This window comes from Streptomyces niveus (assembly GCF_001723055.1).
GTDB lineage: Bacteria > Actinomycetota > Actinomycetes > Streptomycetales > Streptomycetaceae > Streptomyces > Streptomyces niveus.
The window spans coordinates 1-18,215 of record NZ_MDCR01000103.1; the positions used below are offsets into that span (position 1 = coordinate 1).

Below are 18,215 nucleotides of genomic sequence, written 5' to 3' on the forward strand. Positions count from 1 at the left end.
CGCCCGCGGCGGGCCCGTTGTGGCTGTCGCCGGCGGGGCCGCCTTCACCTTCTCCTACAGCGAGCACGCCGAGCTGCTGCGCGCCGCCGGCGCCGATGTCGTCGTCTTCGATCCCCTTCGGGACGAGCAACTGCCGCCCGGGACCAGGGGCGTGGTCATCGGGGGCGGCTTCCCCGAGGTGTACGCCGCCGAGTTGGGCGCCAACGAACCCCTCCGCAAGGCCGTCGCCGAACTGGCCCGCTCCGGCGCCCCCGTGGCCGCCGAGTGCGCCGGGCTGCTCTATCTCGCGCGCTCGCTGGACGGGGCGCCCATGTGCGGGGTGCTCGACGCCGACGCGCGGATGTCGGAGCGGCTGACGCTCGGGTACCGGGAAGCCGTCGCCGTCGGGGACAGCGTCCTCGCGGCGGCCGGGACGCGGCTGCGGGGGCACGAGTTCCACCGGACGGTGCTGGAGCCGGGGGCCGGCGCGGCGCCCGCCTGGGGGCTGGTGCGGCCCGAGCGCCGGGTGGAGGGCTTCGTACAGCGGGGTGTGCATGCGAGCTATCTGCATACGCACTGGGCGGCGGCGCCCGCGATGGCACAGAGATTCGTCGAAAGGTGCGTGGCATGAGCAGCAGACTCGTCGGGGTCGGTGTGGGGCCCGGTGACCCGGAGCTGGTGACGGTGAAGGGTGTGCGGTGCCTGCGGGAGGCCGATGTCGTCGTCGTGCCCGTCATGGCGGCGGCCGACGGCACGGACGGCGGTGAGCCCGGCCGGGCCGAGGCGACCGTGCTGCATTACGTGGGCGCCGAGAAGGTCGTACGGATCGTCTTCGCGCTCAACGAACGCGGCGACCGGGGCCGCCGGGAGGCCGCCTGGGACGCGGCGGGCGGGCGGGTCGCCGAGCTGCTGCGCGCGCATCCTCACGGAAGCGTGGCGTTCGCGACGATCGGCGACCCCAACGTCTACTCGACGTTCACCTATCTCGCGCAGACGATCGGCGAGTTGGTGCCGGGGACGGTCGTGGAGACCGTGCCGGGGATCACCGCCATGCAGGATCTCGCCGCGCGCAGCGGGGCCGTACTGACCGAGGGGACCGAGCCGTTGACGCTGGTGCCGGTGACGGCGGGCGCCTCCGTACTGAAGGACGCGCTGAACGGTCCGGGCACCGTCGTGGCCTACAAGTTCGGGCGGCTGGCGGGCGAGGTCGCGACCGCGCTGCGCGAGACCGGTCGTACGGAGGGCGCGGTGTGGGGGTCGGCGCTCGGGCTGCCCGAGGAGTCGATCCGGCCCGCGTCCGAACTGGAGCGGGAGACGCTGCCGTACCTGTCGACGCTCATCGCACCCGCACGTCGCGACGGCGGGCGCGGGGGCAAACTGTGAGCGTCCGCGTGGCGCTCCGGTGCGCGTCAACCGGCCAGCGCCACCACCAGCCAGATGAAGCCCACGCCGCCGACGGTGCACAGCAGCGTCGACAGTGCGGGGTGCTCGTGGTGCGCCTCGGGAAGGATCTCGGCGGCGGCCAGATACAGCAGCGCCCCGCCGAAGAACCCGAGATAGCTGCCGAGAAGTTCCTCCGGAAGGGTGAACAGCAGCGTGGAGGCGGCGCCGACGACGGGGGCGACCGCGTCGGCGAAGAGCATCGCGAAGGCTCTGCGGCGGTCGTTGCCGTAGAGGCTGGTGAGTGTGTACGTGTTGAATCCGTCGGCGAAGTCGTGGGTGATGACGGCCAGCGCGACGGTCGCGCCCATGCCGCCGCCGACCTGGAACGCGGCACCGAGCGCGATGCCGTCCATCAGGCTGTGCAGCACCATCGCCGAGGCCGCCGTCAGACCCACCTCGGGCGCGCGCTCGGGCCGTCCGGCGTCCCGGCCGTGGTGGTGCGGGTCGTCGGCGTCCGCGGCGCCGTGCGCTGCCCTGCGTACGGCCAGCAGGCGCTCCACGACGTGCGCGAAGAGGAATCCGCCGACGAACAGCAGCAGCGCCCGGTGGACGCCGAGGAAGTCCTCGCCGGCCGCCTCCATGGCCTCGGGCAGCAGTTCGAGACCGACGACGCCGAGCATCAGCCCGCCGGCCAGACCGAGTACCAGATGGCGGCGGTCGGTGACGCGCTGCGCCGTCCAGCCGCCGAAGAGCGTCATGAGGAACGCGCCGAGCGCGACGAACACCGCCATGCGCCCTTGCTAGCCGATCGGACCCCCGGTCCGCACGTTCATGTTCACCCCTTCCGCTCCCCCGCCCCGTTGACCCGCGAGGACCACCGCTCATGACCGATACCACCGCCGTGACCACCGCCGGCAAGGTGACCTTCGTGGGCGCGGGCCCCGGCGCCGCCGACCTGCTGACCTTTCGCGCCGCGCGCGCCATCGCCGCCGCCGACGTCGTCATCTGGGCGGCCAGCCTGGTGCAGGCCGAGGTGCTCGACCACGCGCGCGAGGGCGCCGAGATCCTGGACTCGGCCGCGCTTTCCCTGGAGGACGTCGTCGCCGTGTACGAACGGGCGGCGCGTGACGGGCTGAAGGTCGCCCGGATCCACTCCGGGGACCCGGCCCTGTGGGGTGGTACGCAGGAGCAGGCCGACCGCTGCGACGCGCTCGGTCTGGAGGTGGAGATCGTGCCGGGGGTCTCGTCGTTCTCCGCCGTCGCCGCCGTCGCGGGGCGGGAGTTGACGATTCCTGAGGTGGCGCAGTCCGTGATCCTGACCCGGCTGGGCGGCGGCAAGACGCCGATGCCGCCCGGTGAGGAGGTGCGGGAGTTCGCCAGGCACGGTACGACGATGGCCGTGTTCCTGTCGGCCGCGCGGTCGGGACAGCTCACACAGGAACTGCTGGAGGGCGGCTATCCGACGTCGACCCCGGTCGTCGTCGCCCATCAGGTGACCTGGCCGGAGGAGCTTGTCGTGCGGTGCACCCTCGGCACGCTGGAGGAGACCGTCAAGGAGCACAAGCTCTGGAAGCACACGCTGTTCCTGGTGGGGCCCGCGCTGGCCGCGTCGGGGACCCGCTCGCACCTCTACCACCCGGGGCACTTCCACGGCTTCCGGCGGGCCGACCCGGCTGCCCGCAAGGCGCTGCGCGAGTCCGTGTCCGAGGGGCGGCCCCGGGGCGGCGCGCGGTGATCACCGTCATCGGTACGGGGACGGGGACGCCGCTCTCCGCCGACTCCCTGCGGGCCGTGGCCGAGGCGACACTCGTCGTCGGCGGGCGCCGGCATCTTCAGGAGGCCGGGTCGCAGGCCGGGTTGCCCGAGCGGATCTCGCGGGTGGTGCTCGGGCCGCTGGCACCGGCGCTGGACGTGATCGCGCGGCATCGCGCCGACGGGAGCGCGGGCCGCGTCGTGGTGCTGGCCTCGGGCGATCCGGGGCTGTTCGGGATCGTACGGGCGCTGGCCGGGCGCTTCGGGCCGCGGGCCCTGGACGTACGGCCCGCCGCCCCGTCCGTCGCCGTGGCCTTCGCCCGGGTCGGCCTGCCGTGGGACGACGCGGTCGTGGTCAGCGCGCACGGACGCGATCTCCGTACGGCGGTCAACATCTGCCGCGCGCACCCCAAGGTGGCCGTGCTGACCGGTCCGGGGGCGGGCCCGGCCGAGTTGGGGGCCGCGCTCGCGGACTCCGGGCTCCCGCGCACGCTGGTCGTGGCCTCCGCGCTGGGCGATCCGGACTCCGAGCGGGTCGAGCGCGTGTCCCCCGCCGACGCGGCGGGCCGCGACTGGCCGGAGCCGCTGAGTGTGGTGCTGTGCCTGGACGACGTACGGGCGCGGGCGCACGCCCCGGTGCCGCGCACGCTGGCCGGCCGCTCGCCGGGGCCCGCGCGCTGGGCGCTGGGCGAGGAGGAGTTCGCGCACCGCGACTCGATGATCACCAAGTTCGAGGTACGCGCGCTGGCTCTGGCGAGGCTCGGGCCCCGGACGGGCGATCTGGTGTGGGACGTCGGCGCGGGCTCGGGGTCGGTGGCCGTGGAGTGCGCGCGGTTCGGCGCGGCGGCGATCGCGGTGGAGAAGTCGGCCGACGGCGTGGGGCGCGTGCGCGCCAACGCGCTGGCGCACGGCGTGGACGTCCAGACCGTGCACGGGTCCGCGCCCGCCGCGCTGTCCCGACTGCCCGACCCGGACGCCGTGTTCGTCGGCGGCGGGGGCCGCGAGCTGCCCGCCGTCGTCACGGCGTGCGCGCGCCGGGCGAGCAGAACGGTGGTGGTGTCGGTGGCCGCGCTGGACCGGGTCCCCGCGGTGCGGGAGGCGCTGTCGGAGGCCGGGTTCGCCACCGGCGGCGTACTGCTGCACTCCTCCCGGCTCGCCCCGCTGCCCGGCGACGTGACCCGACTGGCGGGCACGAACCCTGTCTTCCTGCTGTGGGGCGACCGCCCCGCCCACCCTCTACGAGGAGCGACCCAGTGATCGGCCTGATCTCCGCGACGGCGGCGGGCGCCTCCGCCCGCGACCGCCTGGCCACGGCCTGGCCGGACCGTACCCGCGTCTACGACGGCCCCGTACGCGAGGCGGTGGAGCGCGCGTTCGCCGAGTGCGACCAGTTGGTGTGCTTCCTGGCCACGGGGGCGACGGTACGGCTGCTGGCCCCGCTGCTGGCCGACAAGTCGACGGACCCGGGCGTGGTGTGCGTGGACGAGGCGGGCCGGTACGCGGTGTCGCTGCTCGGCGGCCACGGCGGCGGTGCCAACTCCCTCGCGACGGAGGTCGGTTCGACCCTGTCGGCGACCCCGGTGATCACCACGGCGACGGACGCCACGGGCATCCCGGGCCTGGACACGCTCGGCCTCCCGTTCGAGGGCGCGGTGGCGACGGTGACCCGCGCGATGCTCGACGGGGCACCGGTGACGCTGCGAGCGGACACGGTGTGGCCACTGCCGCCGCTGCCACCGAACGTGACGGCGGGCGTGGCGGGTGAGGTGCCGACGCCGCCGGCGCGCCCGGGCGGAGACGATCCGACCGGGCCCGCGGCCGATGCGGCTGCCGAGCCGTCGTCGCGACCGGCTGACGCCACGGCCGCGCCCCGGAGGCCGCTGGACGGCCCGACCGCCCGCGCGCCGCAGGGCGTTCCGACTCCGTCGACACCCGGGGCCGTGGGGACCGGTGCCGCTGTTCTCGTCAGCGACCGCGTCGTCCCCCTCGGGCCGGCCGATGTCGTCCTTCGGCCGCCGTCCCTCGTCGTCGGTGTCGGGGCCAGCCGGGGCGCCGGTGTCGACGAGGTGTACGGGCTCGTCATGGACGTCCTGCGGGACGCCGGGCTCTCGGCGCTCAGCGTCGGGGAGTTGGCGACCGTCGACGCCAAGGCCGACGAACCCGGCATCGTCGGGGCCGCCGCCGAACTCGGGGTGCCCGTCCGGACCTACCCGGCCGGTGTGCTCGCCTCGGTCGACGTGCCCAACCCGTCGGACGCGCCGCTCGCGGCCGTCGGCACCCCGTCCGTCGCCGAGGCCGCCGCGCTCGCCGCCGCCGGGCGGGGCGGTGAACTCCTCGTACCGAAGCGGAAGTCCAGCCCGCACGGGCGGCCCGCGATGGCCACCTGCGCCGTCGTGCGCCGGGCGCCGCGCGGGCGGCTCGCCGTCGTCGGGCTCGGGCCGGGCGCGCGGGATCTGGTGACGCCGCGCGCCGTGGCCGAGTTGCGGCGGGCATCGGTGCTCGTCGGGCTCGACCAGTACGTCGACCAGATCAGGGACCTGCTGCGGCCCGGCACGCGCGTGATCGAGTCGGGGCTGGGGCGCGAGGAGGAGCGGGCCCGTACGGCCGTGGCCGAGGCGCGGGCGGGCCACGCCGTGGCGCTCATCGGCAGCGGCGACGCGGGCGTGTACGCGATGGCGTCGCCCGCGCTCGCCGAGGCGGCCGACGACATCGAGGTGGTCGGCGTACCGGGCGTGACCGCCGCGCTCGCCGCCGCCGCGATCCTCGGCGCGCCCCTCGGGCACGACCACGTCTCGATCAGCCTGTCCGACCTGCACACTCCGTGGGAGGTCATCGAACGCCGCGTCCGCGCGGCGGCCGAGGCGGACATCGTCGTGACCTTCTACAACCCGCGCAGCCGTGGCCGCGACTGGCAACTGCCCAAGGCGCTGGCCCTGTTGGCGGAGCACCGTACGGGGACGACCCCCGTCGGCGTCGTACGCAACGCCTCACGCCCCGACGGCACCAGCCACCTCACCACGCTCGCCCGGATCGACCCGACGACGGTGGACATGATGACGGTGGTGACGGTGGGCAACACGGCCACGCGTGAGATCGCGGGCCGCATGGTGACGCCACGGGGCTACCGGTGGCAGTCGGAGGGAGCCCGATGAGCCAACACACCGGCGGGCGTGAGCGTGTCGTCCATCCCATCGAGGAGGAGTCGTTCCGCAGGCTGCGCGCCCGCGTCGACACCTCGTACCTCGCGCCGCTGACCCGCGCGGTCGTGGAGCGCGTCATCCACTCGGCGGCCGATCCGGCGTATCTGACCGATCTGGTCTGCGACGAGCCGACCCTGGCCGCCGCGCACGGCGCGCTGCACGCGGGCGCGCCGGTCGTCGCCGACGTGGAGATGGTCGCCGCCGGGATCACCCGCCGCAGCGCCGTGTGCCGTCTCAAGGAGGCGGTGTCGGGGCCGGGCCTGACCCGTTCCGCGCACGCGGTGCGACTCGCGTACGAGCAGGTGGGACCCGGCGCGATCTGGGTCGTCGGCTGCGCGCCCACCGCACTGGAGGAGCTGCTGCTCCTGGACGCCGCGCCCGCGCTCGTGATCGGGCTCCCGGTCGGCTTCGTCGGCGCCGTCGAGTCCAAGGCCGCGCTGCGCGAGAGCGGCCTTCCGGCGGTGAGCAACATCTCCGAGAAGGGCGGCTCCGCCGTCGCCGCCGCCGCGCTCAACGCCCTGCTCTACCACCCGTACCACCCGCCTCAGTCCGCCAAGGAGAACGTGTGACCACCCCTCGCCCCGCACTGCTCATCGCCGGCCACGGCACCAGGGACGACGGGGGTGCCGAAGCCTTCCGGGAGTTCGTAAGGGAGTTGGGCCGGCGGCACCCCGAACTGCCCGTCGCCGGCGGCTTCATCGAGCTGTCGGCACCGCCCATCGGCGACGCCGTGGCCGAGCTCGTCGAGCGGGGCGTCACGCGCTTCGCCGCCGTCCCGCTGATGCTGGTGTCCGCCGGGCACGCCAAGGGCGACATACCGGCGGCCCTGAAGCGCGAGAAGGAGCGCCACCCGGGGATCTCGTACACCTACGGCCGCCCGCTCGGCCCGCACCCCGCGCTGCTCACGGTCCTCGAACGGCGCCTGGAGGAGGCGCTGGCCGCGCTGGAGGACTTCGACGGCGACAGGTCCGAGGTGACCGTGCTGCTCGTGGGGCGCGGCTCGACCGACCCCGACGCCAACGCGGAGGTGCTGAAGGCGGCGCGGCTTCTTTGGGAGGGTCGCGGTTACGCGGGGGTGGAGACGGCCTTCGTGTCACTGGCCGCGCCGGACGTGCCGAGCGGGCTCGACCGCTGCGTACGGCTCGGGGCGCGCCGGATCGTGGTGCTGCCGTACTTCCTGTTCACCGGGATCCTGCCGGAGCGTGTGGTGCGCCAGACGCGGGAGTGGGCGGCGGCGCATCCGGAGACCGAGGTCGCGTCGGCCGATGTGGTGGGGCCCACGGAGGAGTTGCTGGACCTGGTCATGGAGCGCTACCACGAGGCGGTGCGGGGCGATCTGCGGATGAACTGCGACTCCTGCGTCTACCGCGTCGCGCTGCCCGGCTTCGAGGACAAGGTGGGGGCGCCGCAACAGCCGCACTTCCACCCGGACGACGACGGGCACAACGGACACGGGCACGGGCACGGCCACGGCAGTCATGCGCACGCGCACTGACGCCCACGACCTGCGGCACCACGGCGACGCCGAAGTACGGGACGACGGCGCGGAGTTGACCGACCTCGCGGTCAACGTCCGCCCCGGCACGCCGCCGGACTGGCTGCGGGAGCGGATCGCCGCGTCGCTCACCGGCCTCGCGGCCTATCCCGACGGGCGCGCGGCGCGGGCCGCCGTCGCCGCGCGGCACGGGCTGCCCGAGGAGCACGTCCTGCTGACGGCGGGCGTCGCGGAAGCGTTCGTCCTGCTCGCCCGCGCCCTTCCGGCGCGCCGCCCCGTCGTGGTCCACCCGCAGTTCACGGAACCGGAGGCGGCGCTGCTGGACGCCGGGCGCCCGGTACGGCGGGTGCTGCTCGACCCCGGTACCGGCTTCCGGCTGGATCCCGCGGCCCTCGCCGCCGTGCCCGAGGACGCGGATCTGGTGGTGATCGGCAATCCGACGAACCCGACGTCCGTCCTGCACCCGGCCGCCGCTCTGCGCCGACTGGCGCGTCCGGGGCGGACGCTGGTGGTGGACGAGGCGTTCATGGACGCGGTGCCCGGGGAGCCCGAGTCGCTGGCGGGGCGCCGGGACGTGCCGGGGCTGGTGGTGCTGCGGAGCCTGACCAAGACCTGGGGGCTGGCCGGACTGCGGATCGGCTATGTGCTGGCGGATCCGCAGACCGTCACCGCTCTCGCCGCCGCCCAGCCGCTCTGGGCGGTCTCGACGCCGGCACTGGCCGCCGCCGAGGCGTGCATGACGCCCGCCGCGCTCGCGGAGGCCGGCACGGCGGCGCTGCGTACGGCGGCGGAACGGGCCCATCTGCTGGCCGGACTGGCCCGGTTCGACGGCGTACGCGCCGTCGAACCGGCGGCGGGCCCGTTCGTCCTGGTCACGATGGAGTCGGCCGACGCCGTACGGGAGCGCCTGCGCGTGCTGGGCTTCGCGGCCCGTCGCGGCGACACGTTCCCGGGCCTCGGCCCGCAGTGGCTCCGGCTGGCGGTCCGGGACCGTGCGACGACGAACCGCTTCCTCCAGGCCCTGGACGAGGCCCTGTCGCCGACGGACGACACCCGCACGACGGCCCCGACCGCCTAGCACGGCAGGCAGGGTGCGCGGTTCGTGCCCGGGCGCCGGACGGCACGCGCGGCCCGTCCGGCGCCTGAGGACAGTCGTGCGGCCCGCCCGTCAGCCCCGGTCGCGTGCCCGCACCAGGACCAGCGCGCCGCCGCCGATCGCGAGCAGCAGCACCGCGCCCGCGGCCAGGTACGGGGTCATCGAACTGCCGCCCGTCTCCGCGAGGTTCTCGGTGGTCGGCTCCGTGGCGGTCTGGGGCTCGACGCCCTCCTTCTCCGGTTCCGGCTCCGTCTGCTTCACCGGTTCGGCGGGCGCCTCGCAGGTCGCCTCGGCGAGGGTGAGGGTGCCCTGGACGTCGGCGACGTTCAGCTTGAGCGGGTTGACCGCGACCTTCAGTTCGAGCGCGGTCGCGGCGGCCGTACGGGACGTGGTCCGCGTCTTCGAAAGGTCGAGCGTCACCTCGCCGACGCCCGGGACCTCGACGCGGGTCGGTCCGGCCGCGGAGAGCGTGACCTTCTTACCGAGGACGGTGACGGTGCCCAGCAGATTCGATTCGGCAACGGGCTTCTTCCCCGCCGCGCAGACCGCCTTGGACGTGACTTCCTGGACCTCGATGAGCGAGAGCAACGGCAGCCCCGGCACATGCACCTTGGCGTGGGCGATGTTGGCGTACCCCTCGGCCTTCCGCTCGTCGACCGTGGCCCGCGCGGTGGCGACGTCGGCGCGCAGCACGGTGAACGGCCTGCCCTGGTCGACCCCGTCGAGTTCGACGGTCAGCGCGGTCCTGTCGGCGTCGGCCGGGGCCCGCACCTCGTTGAGCGCCGCCCGCAGCGGCACGTTGACCGACTTGTTGAGCAGTGACACGTCGAGGCCGGTCCGCAGAACGACCGCGCTCGCCTTGCCTTTTCCGGTGGTGACACCGGTTCCTCCGGTGCCGCCGGTGGCCTGCGCCGGGGCGGCGAGCACGACGGGACCCGCGACGAGCGCCACCGCGGCGCCCAGTGCGGCACAGCGGCGTGCGGGCATGCGGAAGACATTGCTGTTCAAGATGGTGGAACCCCCACAGAGTTGCGACGTCGCCCACCGGCCGGCACGGGGACACGTGCGGCGGCGTTGGCGACCGGGACACCGGAATCCTTACGCACCGAGAGTGAACTGGCGGACACCTGCGGTGAGTTCACTCCAAAGTGAGGTTTCCGTGTCCGCGTTCGAATCCGCGGGTACGGGCGTTCCTTCCGGCCACCCGGACGGGGGGCGTGGAGTCGCGCACCGGCCCGTTCCAACGGGCTCACGGCACGCACGAACACCCGCGCCGTCGTCAACAGAACGAGCCGAACCGCCCGACGTCAGCCCACGACCCGCCCGTTCAGCACGATCCGCCTCGGCTCCGCCAGCACCCGCACATCCGCCCTCGGGTCCTCGTCGAACACCACCAGATCGGCCGGAGCGCCCTCCTCAAGGCCCGGACGGCCCAGCCAGGCCCGTGCGTGCCAGGTGGTCGCCGACAGGGCCTCCAGCGGCGGAATACCGGCTTTCACCAACTCCGCGACCTCGTCGGCCACCAGACCGTGCGCCAGGGAGCCGCCCGCGTCCGTGCCGACGAAGACCGGGATCCCCGCGTCGTACGCGTCGCGCACCGTGTCGTAACGGCGCTCGTGCAGGCGTCGCATATGGGCCGACCAGCGCGGGTACTTGGTCTCGCCACCGGCGGCGAGGGCCGGGAAGGTGGCGATGTTGACCAGCGTGGGGACGATCGCGACGCCGCGCTCCGCGAAGAGCGGGATCAGTTCGTCGGTGAGGCCCGTCGCGTGCTCGACGCAGTCGATCCCGGCCTCGACGAGATCGCGCAGCGCGACGTCCGCGAAGCAGTGCGCCGTGACGCGGGCGCCGAGCCGGTGCGCCTCGGCGATCGCCGCCTCGACCTCGCCGCGCGGCCAGCACGCGGTCAGGTCCCCCGCCTCGCGGTCGATCCAGTCGCCGACGAGTTTGACCCAGCCGTCGCCGCGCCGGGCCTCCTGGGCGACGAAGGCGACGAGGTCTCCGGGCTCGATCTCGTGGGCGAAGTTACGGATGTAGCGGCGGGTCCTGGCGATGTGCCGGCCGGCCCTGATGATCTTCGGCAGATCGGCGCGGCCGTCGATCCAGCGGGTGTCGGACGGCGAACCCGCGTCACGCAGCAGCAGCGTGCCCGCGTCCCGGTCCGTGAGCGCCTGCTTCTCGCTCGTCGCCTCGTCCACCGGCCCGTGGGTGTCCAGACCGACGTGGCAGTGCGCGTCGACCAGACCGGGCACGGCCCAGCCGACGACCGTACGGACGTCACGCGCGCCGGAGGGACGTTCATAGCTTGTCCGTCCGTCCACGACCCACAGCTCGTCCCTGACGTCGTCAGGGCCGACGAGCACCCGCCCCTTCACATGCAGCACCGCGTGATCACTCATGGGCGGAACCTTACGAGGCGCTGAGTACCCTCGACGAGGGCGTGTCCGAACACCGTTCGAGCGGCGCGCACCCCCCGTACGACAGCACCACCGGCACACCCGAACCGGCACACCCGAACCGGCCGACCCGAAGAGAGCACATCCCCGTGACCCACCCGCTGCTGGACCTCGCCCCCCTCACCCCCGCCCACTTCGCCGCCGTCGAGCGACGCGTCGCCGCCCTGCTCGACACCGAGCAGGACGTGGTGATCACACAGGGCGAGGCGCTGCTTCCTCTGGAGGGCTGCGTCCGGGGCGGCGCCCGCGCCGGTTCGACCGCGCTGAACGTCGTCACCGGACCGTACGGCCAGACCTTCGGCGACTGGCTGCGCGACTGCGGCGCCACGGTCGTGGACCTGGAGGTGCCGTTCCACGCCGCCGCCACCGCCGAGCAGGTCGAGCGGGCGCTGGCGGAGCACCCGGAGATCGACTTCGTGTCGCTGGTCCACGCGGAGGCGGCCACGGGCAACACCAACCCGGTGGCCGAGATCGGCGAGGCGGTCCGCGCCCACGGGGCGCTGTTCATGCTGGACGCCGTCGCGTCCGTGGCGGCCGAGCCGCTGCTGCCCGACGCCTGGGGCGTCGACCTGTGCGTGATCGGCGCGCAGAAGGCGATGGGCGGGCCGGCCGGTGTCTCGGCCGTGTCGGTGAGCGCCCGCGCGTGGGAGCGGCTGGCCGCGAACCCGGCGGCGCCGCGGCGCTCGTACCTCTCGCTCCTCGACTGGAAGGAGCGCTGGATCGACACGGGCCGCAAGGCGCTGCCGCACGCACCCGCCCAGCTGGAGATGCTGGCGCTCGACGCGTGCCTGGAGCGCATCGAGTCGGAGGGGCTCGCCACCCGAATGGCGGCACACGCGTCGGCCGCCGCGGCCACCCGCGCGGGCGCCCTCGCGCTCGGCGGCGGAATTGAGCCGTACGTGTACTCCGCGCGGGACGCCGCGCCGGTGGCGACCACGCTGCGCACCCCCGCCGGGGTGGACGCCGCCGCACTGGTCGCGCAGGCCCTGGCGGCCCGTCCCACGCTGCCCCTGATCGCCGGGGGCGGGGCGCTGGCCAAGGAGATGATCCGGGTCAACCACTACGGCTCCGACGCCACCGCCGACGCGGTCCGGTCCTCGATCGCCGCGCTGGGCGCCGTGCTCGCCGGGTCGGGCGTGGACGTGAATCCCGCGGCGGCCGACGCGGCAGTATCCGACAGCTTTCCCGACAACGCATCTTGAATACAAAGTAAGCGTTAATTCGAGAACACGGGAATGTATTGCATCGCGCGCAGCTTCCCGTATTCGTCTGCCCGCTTTTTTTGATCCTAAACGCCAAGGTTTCAACAACGCCCACCGCACGGTCCCGGCGTAATTCTGGCGCAGGTCGAGAGCGTTACGCATATGTGACCGAGTACACAAGTGTGCCCGTCTTGCGCCAAATCTGGCGGTCAAACCATCACAGAACACCTCTCACCCACTCGGCGCCCGCGCCCGCGTGATAACACAGATCAGGTCGCTGCCCAACCCCTGCCGACGATGCGATTTCTGAATTAGCTCGGTAAATTCAATAGACATGACTGCCGCCCAAGCAGACCTTGCAGGTGTCCGAAGCGAATTCACGCGATCCATCAGGATCGACGCCCCACGAGTGGCGGACGGAGCCGCGATCTGGCGCATCGCCCGTGATTCCGGGGTGCTGGACCTGAACTCCTCCTACAGCTATCTGCTGTGGTGTCGTGACTTCGCCGCGACCTCCGTCGTGGCCCGCGACACCTCCTCCGGCGCCGACGGGACCCCCGAGGCCGAGGGAACCCCCATCGGCTTCGTCACGGGGTACATCAGGCCCGAGCGGCCCGAGGCACTGGTCGTCTGGCAGGTGGCCGTCGACCAGGCCCATCGGGGCAAGGGTCTCGCCGGGACCCTGCTCGACGCACTCACCCGGCGGGTCACCGAGGAGCAGGGGGTCACCTCTGTCGAGACGACCGTCACTCCCGACAACACGGCGTCGGACCGGATGTTCCACGCCTACACCGAGCGTCATGGCGCGACCCTGGAGCGCGAAGTGCTCTTCGACGGGGACCTCTTCCCCGACGAAGGCCACCAGCCCGAGGTGCTGTACCGGATCGGCCCGCTCACGACCTGAGCTGCGCCGCCCCCACCCCGATCCTCACTCCTCTCTCCCACACCCTTCAGGAGACCCCCATGACCATCACCCCGCCTGTCCTGAGCATCTTCGAGACCCTCGAATCCGAGGTCCGCAGCTACTGCCGCGGCTGGCCGGCCGTGTTCGACCGCGCGCAGGGGAGCCGGCTCACCGACGAGGACGGCCACAGCTACCTCGACTTCTTCGCCGGCGCCGGTTCACTCAACTACGGGCACAACAACCCCGTACTCAAACGCGCCCTGATCGACTACATCGAGCGCGACGGCATCACCCACGGCCTGGACATGGCCACCACCGCCAAACGCGCGTTCCTGGAGTCGTTCCAGAACGTGGTGCTGCGCCCCCGTGACCTGCCGTACAAGGTGATGTTCCCCGGCCCCACGGGCACCAACGCCGTCGAGTCGGCGCTCAAGCTGGCGCGCAAGGTGAAGAACCGCGAGGCGATCGTGTCCTTCACGAACGCCTTCCACGGCATGTCGCTGGGCTCGCTCGCCGTCACGGGCAACGCCTTCAAGCGGGCCGGAGCCGGCATCCCGCTGGTGCACGGCACTCCGATGCCGTTCGACAACTACTTCGACGGGCAGGTCCCGGACTTCCTGTGGTTCGAGCGGCTGCTCGGCGACCAGGGCTCCGGGCTCAACAAGCCCGCGGCCGTCATCGTCGAGACGGTGCAGGGCGAGGGCGGCATCAACGTCGCCCGCGCCGAGTGGCTGCGCGCCCTGGCCGAGCTGTGCGAGCGCCAGGACATGCTGCTGATCGTCGACGACATCCAGATGGGCTGCGGGCGCACCGGCGGGTTCTTCTCCTTCGAGGAGGCCGGCATCACCCCGGACATCGTCACGCTGTCGAAGTCCATCAGCGGTTACGGCCTGCCGATGGCGCTGACGCTCTTCAAGCCGGAGCTGGACATCTGGGAGCCCGGTGAGCACAACGGCACGTTCCGCGGCAACAACCCGGCCTTCGTGACGGCCGCCGCCGCGCTGAACACGTACTGGGCCGACGGCCAGATGGAGAAGCAGACCCTGGCACGCGGCGAGCAGGTCGAGCGCGCGCTGCTGGCCATCGTCGACGAGTGCGAGCCGGACAGCGTGAGCTTCCGGGGCCGGGGCCTGGTCTGGGGCATGGAGTTCCAGGACAAGCCGCGGGCGACCGCGATCTGCCGTCGCGCCTTCGAGCTGGGGCTCCTGCTGGAGACCTCCGGCCCGGAGAGCGAGGTCGTGAAGCTGCTTCCCGCGCTGACCGTCACGCCCGAGGAGCTGGACGAGGGCCTGCGCACGCTGGCCCGCGCCGTACGCGAGACCGCCTGATCGTTCGGGCCCCCCGGGGGCCGGGCCGGACCCACGTCTGACCCGGCCCCCGGGGGGCACCCGTACAGGCACCACCGCAGCAGGACAGGAACAAACACGCACCGCGACAAGCACCACCGCACAGAAGGGTCCAAGTCACCGTGATCGTCCGATCGTTCCAGGACATCGAGAACACCGACCGCCATGTGAAATCCGCGTCGGGCACCTGGGAGAGCAAGCGCATCGTGCTCGCCAAGGAGAACGTCGGCTTCTCCCTGCACGAGACCGTGCTCTACGCGGGCACCGAGACGTCGATGTGGTACGCGAACCACATCGAGGCCGTGCTGTGCGTGGAGGGCGAGGCCGAACTCACCAACGACGACACCGGCGAGACCCACTGGATCGCCCCCGGCACGATGTATCTGCTCAACGGCCACGAGAAGCACACGCTCCGGCCGAAAACCGACTTCCGATGTGTCTGCGTCTTCAACCCGCCGGTGACAGGGCGGGAGGACCATGACGAGAACGGCGTCTACCCGCTGTTGACCGAGGAGGGCTGAATCTCATGACCACCACCGCCCCTGCACGCACCGACCTGTACCCGACCCGTGGCGTGGGCGAGGTGACCACCCCGCGCCAGGACCCCGTCGTCTGGTCACCTCCCGGCACCCCCGGCCCGGTCGACGCGGCCGACCTCCAGGGGCTGGAGCGGAACGGGTTCCTCACCGTCGACCAGCTGATCAGCCCCGACGAGGTGGTGCTCTACCGCGACGAGCTCGACCGGCTGATCAACGACCCGGCGGTGCGGGCCGACGAGCGCTCGATCATCGAGCCCAAGTCGCAGGACGTCCGCTCGGTCTTCGAGGTCCACAAGCTCAGTGAGATCTTCGCCGGTCTGGTGCGCGACGAGCGTGTGGTGGGGCGGGCGCGGCAGATCCTCGGTTCGGACGTGTACGTCCACCAGTCCCGTATCAATGTGAAGCCGGGCTTCGGTGCCTCGGGCTTCTACTGGCACTCGGACTTCGAGACGTGGCACGCGGAGGACGGCCTGCCGAACATGCGGACCATCTCCGTGTCGATCGCGCTGACCGAGAACTACGACACCAACGGCGGCCTGATGATCATGCCCGGGTCGCACAAGACCTTCCTGGGCTGCGCGGGCGAGACGCCGAAGGACAACTACAAGCAGTCGCTGAAGATGCAGGACGCCGGGACGCCGTCGGACGAGGCGCTGACCGGCTTCGCCCAGGAGCACGGCATCAAGCTCTTCACGGGCAAGGCCGGAGCGGCGACGTGGTTCGACTGCAACTGCATGCACGGCTCGGGTGACAACATCACCCCGTTCCCGCGCAGCAACGTCTTCATCGTGTTCAACAGCGTGGAGAACGCGGCGGTCGAGCCGTTCGCGGCGCCCGCCCCGCGGCCGTCGTTCATCGGCTCCAGGGACTTCACGCCGGTGCGGTGACCGCCCGCGTGCGGTGAGCGCGTACGGAGGAGGCGGGGCCGGTCCGGGCGGGACCGGCCCCGCCTCCCGTACGTCCCGGTCCCGGTCCCGGTCTCAGCCCGCGAGGACGTCCAGCGCGCGGTCCACGTCCGCCGTGGAGTTGTAGAGGTGGAAGGCGGCGCGCAGATTGCCCGCGCGGACCGCCACCTTGACGCCCGCCTCGACGAGCCGGGGCTGGAGGTCGCCGAGGCCGGGGACGGCCACGACGGCGGAGCCATCGGCGGCGACCGGCTCGTGCCCGAGGGAGAGCAGGCCCGCCCGGAAGCGGCCGGCGAGCGCGGTGACGTGGGGGTGGATCCGCTCGACGCCGATCTCCTCCAGCACGGCCAGGGACTGCTCGGCGCCGTGGTAGGCGAGGAAGCCCGTCGGCTCGTCGAACCGCCGCGCCGAGTGCGCGAGTCGTGCCACGGGGCCGTACGTGCTCGCCCAGATGTCCTCGCCCGAGACCCATCCCGCGTGGATCGGCACCAGGTGCTCCTGGGCCTCCTCGGTGACGGTGAGGAACGAGGTGCCGCGCGGGCTCACCAGGAACTTGTAGCCGCCGGCGACGGTGTAGTCGTACGCCCCCGCGTCGACGGGCAGCCAGCCCGCCGCCTGTGTGACGTCGAGGAGCGTACGGGCGCCGTGCGCGGCGGCGGCGGCCCGTACCGCCGGCAGGTCGGCCATCCGGCCGTCGGCGGACTGGACTGCCGAGACCGCCACCAGCGCGGTGCCCGGCCGCACCTCGTCGGCCAGCGACTCCAGCGGTACGTAGCGCGGCTTGAGGTCGCCGCGTACCGCGAAGGGTGTCACGACGGAGCTGAACTCGCCCTCGGCCATGAGGACTTCGGCGCCCGGCGGCAGCGAGGCGGCGATCAGACCGACATGGACCGCCACGGCGTTGCCGACGGCGACCCGCTCCACGGGCGTGTGCACCAGGCGGGCGTACGAGGCGCGGGCCGCGTCGACCGAGTCGAAACTGCCCGCGCCGTCCCGCTGCCCCGTGCCGTTCTCGGCGGCCAGCGTCCGTACCGCTTCGACGGCCCGGCGTGGCAGCAGACCACAGGTCGAGGTGTTCAGATACGTCGTCTCCGGCACGAACTCGGCTCCACCCAAAGTGTCCATGCCTTCACCCTGGGACCGGTGTTCCCCCTAGTCAATTGCGTATTTCGTGGGGGAACACCCAAGGGTTCCTTATGCGTGCGTGTGGGCCTGCGGAATCTCGCAGGCTCCGTCCGCGTCGCAGGCGGCGGCCGGGTCCTCGCCCACGGGCGTGAGCGCGCGCCCCTGCCAGGCCTGCTCCAGTGCCTGGGTGAAGACCTCGGCGGGCTGCCCGCCGGAGACTCCGAAGCGCCGGTCGAGTACGAAGAAGGGCACCCCGGTCGCGCCCAGCTCCGCGGCCTCCCGCTCGTCGGCCCGTACGTCGTCGGCGAACGCGTCCTCGTCGGCCAGGAGCACCCGCGTCTCGGCCTCGTCGAGGCCCGCCTCCACCGCGAGATCGACCAGCGTCTCGGTGTCGTAGACCGAGCGCTCCTCGGCGAAGTTCGCCCGGTAGACGACGTCCAGCAACGCGTCCTGCCGGCCGCGCGCCTTGGCCAGATGCAGCAGCCGGTGGATGTCGAAGGTGCTGCCGTGGTCCCGGTCGCCGACGAGGTAGCCGAGCCCTTCGGCGCGCGCGTGCGAGGCGACCTGCTCCTCCATGGCGAGCGCTTCCTGCCGGGACCGCCCGTACTTGGCGGCGAGCATGTCGGTCACGGAACCGACCTCACCCTTGGCGTGCCCGGGGTCCAGCTCGAACGACCGGTGCACCACCTCGACGTCGCCCCGGTGCGCGAAGGACTCCAGCCCCTTCTCGAACCGGGCCTTCCCGATGTAGCACCAGGGACAGGCGATGTCGCTCCAGATCTCCACGCGCATGTGTCTGCTTCTCTCCAGCCCGAACCGTTACGGAGCCTGCC

Annotated in this window: 18 protein-coding genes; 13 read left to right on the top strand and 5 right to left on the bottom strand. The window is 72.8% G+C overall.

All coding sequences use genetic code 11. The annotated features are described in order from the left end of the window. Window positions 1-610: type 1 glutamine amidotransferase family protein (locus tag BHU15_RS13800; RefSeq protein ID WP_107422853.1), on the top strand; the 610-nt coding region annotated here is incomplete at its 5' end. Then, window positions 607-1,362, top strand: coding sequence for a precorrin-2 C(20)-methyltransferase (cobI, locus tag BHU15_RS13805; protein WP_069627454.1), 756 nt, complete (start codon window positions 607-609; stop codon window positions 1,360-1,362). The genes BHU15_RS13800 and cobI, both read left to right, overlap by 4 nt. A gap of 26 nt (window positions 1,363-1,388) precedes the next feature. On the opposite strand, the gene BHU15_RS13810 is transcribed toward cobI, so the two are convergent. Beyond that, complete coding sequence (locus BHU15_RS13810) at window positions 1,389-2,153, bottom strand: ZIP family metal transporter (RefSeq protein ID WP_069627455.1); 765 nt, start codon at window positions 2,151-2,153, stop codon at window positions 1,389-1,391. A 92-nt stretch (window positions 2,154-2,245) separates the two neighbouring features. Between BHU15_RS13810 and cobM the strand changes: the two genes are divergently transcribed. Genes cobM through cobC form a run of 6 tightly spaced genes read left to right on the top strand, consistent with a single transcriptional unit; the run spans window position 2,246 to window position 8,887 of the window. Further along, window positions 2,246-3,097: a precorrin-4 C(11)-methyltransferase gene (gene cobM, locus BHU15_RS13815; protein ID WP_069627456.1), complete on the top strand. Its 852-nt coding sequence runs from the start codon at window positions 2,246-2,248 to the stop codon at window positions 3,095-3,097. Next, complete coding sequence (locus tag BHU15_RS13820) at window positions 3,094-4,371, top strand: bifunctional cobalt-precorrin-7 (C(5))-methyltransferase/cobalt-precorrin-6B (C(15))-methyltransferase (protein WP_069627457.1); 1,278 nt, start codon at window positions 3,094-3,096, stop codon at window positions 4,369-4,371. Before cobM ends, BHU15_RS13820 begins: the two co-directional genes overlap by 4 nt. Then, a complete protein-coding gene (gene cobJ / locus BHU15_RS13825; RefSeq protein WP_069627458.1) occupies window positions 4,368-6,266 on the top strand; it encodes a precorrin-3B C(17)-methyltransferase in 1,899 nt (632 codons plus the stop codon). The genes BHU15_RS13820 and cobJ overlap by 4 nt, the downstream gene beginning before the upstream one ends. After that, window positions 6,263-6,883, top strand: coding sequence for a precorrin-8X methylmutase (locus tag BHU15_RS13830; RefSeq protein WP_069627459.1), 621 nt, complete (start codon window positions 6,263-6,265; stop codon window positions 6,881-6,883). The genes cobJ and BHU15_RS13830 overlap by 4 nt, the downstream gene beginning before the upstream one ends. Beyond that, the gene (locus BHU15_RS13835) at window positions 6,880-7,809 is read left to right on the top strand and encodes a sirohydrochlorin chelatase (RefSeq protein ID WP_069627460.1); all 930 of its coding nucleotides are present in this window, start codon (window positions 6,880-6,882) and stop codon (window positions 7,807-7,809) included. The genes BHU15_RS13830 and BHU15_RS13835 overlap by 4 nt, the downstream gene beginning before the upstream one ends. After that, the gene (gene cobC, locus BHU15_RS13840) at window positions 7,793-8,887 is read left to right on the top strand and encodes an Rv2231c family histidinol phosphate aminotransferase CobC (RefSeq protein WP_069627461.1); all 1,095 of its coding nucleotides are present in this window, start codon (window positions 7,793-7,795) and stop codon (window positions 8,885-8,887) included. Before BHU15_RS13835 ends, cobC begins: the two co-directional genes overlap by 17 nt. A 90-nt stretch (window positions 8,888-8,977) precedes the next feature. Here cobC and BHU15_RS13845 read toward each other — a convergent pair whose 3' ends face one another. Together BHU15_RS13845 and BHU15_RS13850 are read right to left on the bottom strand one after the other, a co-directional pair. Next, window positions 8,978-9,892, bottom strand: a complete 915-nt coding sequence (locus tag BHU15_RS13845) for an SCO1860 family LAETG-anchored protein (protein ID WP_107422852.1) — start codon at window positions 9,890-9,892, stop codon at window positions 8,978-8,980. 320 nt (window positions 9,893-10,212) lie between these two features. Continuing rightward, on the bottom strand, window positions 10,213-11,304 hold the full coding sequence (locus BHU15_RS13850; RefSeq protein ID WP_069627463.1) for an amidohydrolase family protein: 1,092 nt from the start codon (window positions 11,302-11,304) through the stop codon (window positions 10,213-10,215). Window positions 11,305-11,450: 146 nt separating this feature from the next. Between BHU15_RS13850 and BHU15_RS13855 the strand changes: the two genes are divergently transcribed. The 5 genes from BHU15_RS13855 to thpD all read left to right on the top strand — a co-directional run bounded on the left by BHU15_RS13855 (window position 11,451) and on the right by thpD (window position 16,239). Continuing rightward, window positions 11,451-12,563, top strand: a complete 1,113-nt coding sequence (locus tag BHU15_RS13855) for a pyridoxal-phosphate-dependent aminotransferase family protein (protein ID WP_069627472.1) — start codon at window positions 11,451-11,453, stop codon at window positions 12,561-12,563. Window positions 12,564-12,897: 334 nt separating this feature from the next. Continuing rightward, window positions 12,898-13,467, top strand: coding sequence for a diaminobutyrate acetyltransferase (gene ectA / locus BHU15_RS13860; protein WP_171908366.1), 570 nt, complete (start codon window positions 12,898-12,900; stop codon window positions 13,465-13,467). Window positions 13,468-13,526: 59 nt separating this feature from the next. Beyond that, on the top strand, window positions 13,527-14,795 hold the full coding sequence (gene ectB, locus BHU15_RS13865; RefSeq protein ID WP_023542575.1) for a diaminobutyrate--2-oxoglutarate transaminase: 1,269 nt from the start codon (window positions 13,527-13,529) through the stop codon (window positions 14,793-14,795). Between the two features lie 140 nt (window positions 14,796-14,935). Beyond that, a complete protein-coding gene (locus BHU15_RS13870; RefSeq protein ID WP_023542574.1) occupies window positions 14,936-15,334 on the top strand; it encodes an ectoine synthase in 399 nt (132 codons plus the stop codon). A gap of 5 nt (window positions 15,335-15,339) precedes the next feature. Beyond that, window positions 15,340-16,239 (top strand): ectoine hydroxylase, encoded by a 900-nt coding sequence (gene thpD, locus BHU15_RS13875; protein WP_069627464.1) that lies wholly within the window; start codon window positions 15,340-15,342, stop codon window positions 16,237-16,239. Window positions 16,240-16,332: 93 nt separating this feature from the next. On the opposite strand, the gene BHU15_RS13880 is transcribed toward thpD, so the two are convergent. Together BHU15_RS13880 and BHU15_RS13885 are read right to left on the bottom strand one after the other, a co-directional pair. Then, window positions 16,333-17,382, bottom strand: a complete 1,050-nt coding sequence (locus tag BHU15_RS13880; RefSeq protein WP_069627465.1) for an aminotransferase class V-fold PLP-dependent enzyme — start codon at window positions 17,380-17,382, stop codon at window positions 16,333-16,335. Window positions 17,383-17,451: 69 nt separating this feature from the next. Further along, window positions 17,452-18,174: a DsbA family oxidoreductase gene (locus BHU15_RS13885; RefSeq protein ID WP_069627466.1), complete on the bottom strand. Its 723-nt coding sequence runs from the start codon at window positions 18,172-18,174 to the stop codon at window positions 17,452-17,454. Window positions 18,175-18,215 lie beyond the last annotated feature (41 nt).

Bases quoted from the DNA above. Each gene is read 5' to 3' on its own strand.
- cobI (WP_069627454.1), top strand. From the start codon at position 607: ATGAGCAGCAGACTCGTCGGGGTCGGTGTGGGGCCCGGTGACCCGGAG.
- BHU15_RS13810 (WP_069627455.1), bottom strand. From the start codon at position 2,153: ATGGCGGTGTTCGTCGCGCTCGGCGCGTTCCTCATGACGCTCTTCGGC.
- cobM (WP_069627456.1), top strand. From the start codon at position 2,246: ATGACCGATACCACCGCCGTGACCACCGCCGGCAAGGTGACCTTCGTG.
- BHU15_RS13830 (WP_069627459.1), top strand. From the start codon at position 6,263: ATGAGCCAACACACCGGCGGGCGTGAGCGTGTCGTCCATCCCATCGAG.
- cobC (WP_069627461.1), top strand. From the start codon at position 7,793: ATGCGCACGCGCACTGACGCCCACGACCTGCGGCACCACGGCGACGCC.
- BHU15_RS13845 (WP_107422852.1), bottom strand. From the start codon at position 9,892: ATGCCCGCACGCCGCTGTGCCGCACTGGGCGCCGCGGTGGCGCTCGTC.
- BHU15_RS13850 (WP_069627463.1), bottom strand. From the start codon at position 11,304: ATGAGTGATCACGCGGTGCTGCATGTGAAGGGGCGGGTGCTCGTCGGC.
- ectA (WP_171908366.1), top strand. From the start codon at position 12,898: ATGACTGCCGCCCAAGCAGACCTTGCAGGTGTCCGAAGCGAATTCACG.
- ectB (WP_023542575.1), top strand. From the start codon at position 13,527: ATGACCATCACCCCGCCTGTCCTGAGCATCTTCGAGACCCTCGAATCC.
- thpD (WP_069627464.1), top strand. From the start codon at position 15,340: ATGACCACCACCGCCCCTGCACGCACCGACCTGTACCCGACCCGTGGC.
- BHU15_RS13880 (WP_069627465.1), bottom strand. From the start codon at position 17,382: ATGGACACTTTGGGTGGAGCCGAGTTCGTGCCGGAGACGACGTATCTG.
- BHU15_RS13885 (WP_069627466.1), bottom strand. From the start codon at position 18,174: ATGCGCGTGGAGATCTGGAGCGACATCGCCTGTCCCTGGTGCTACATC.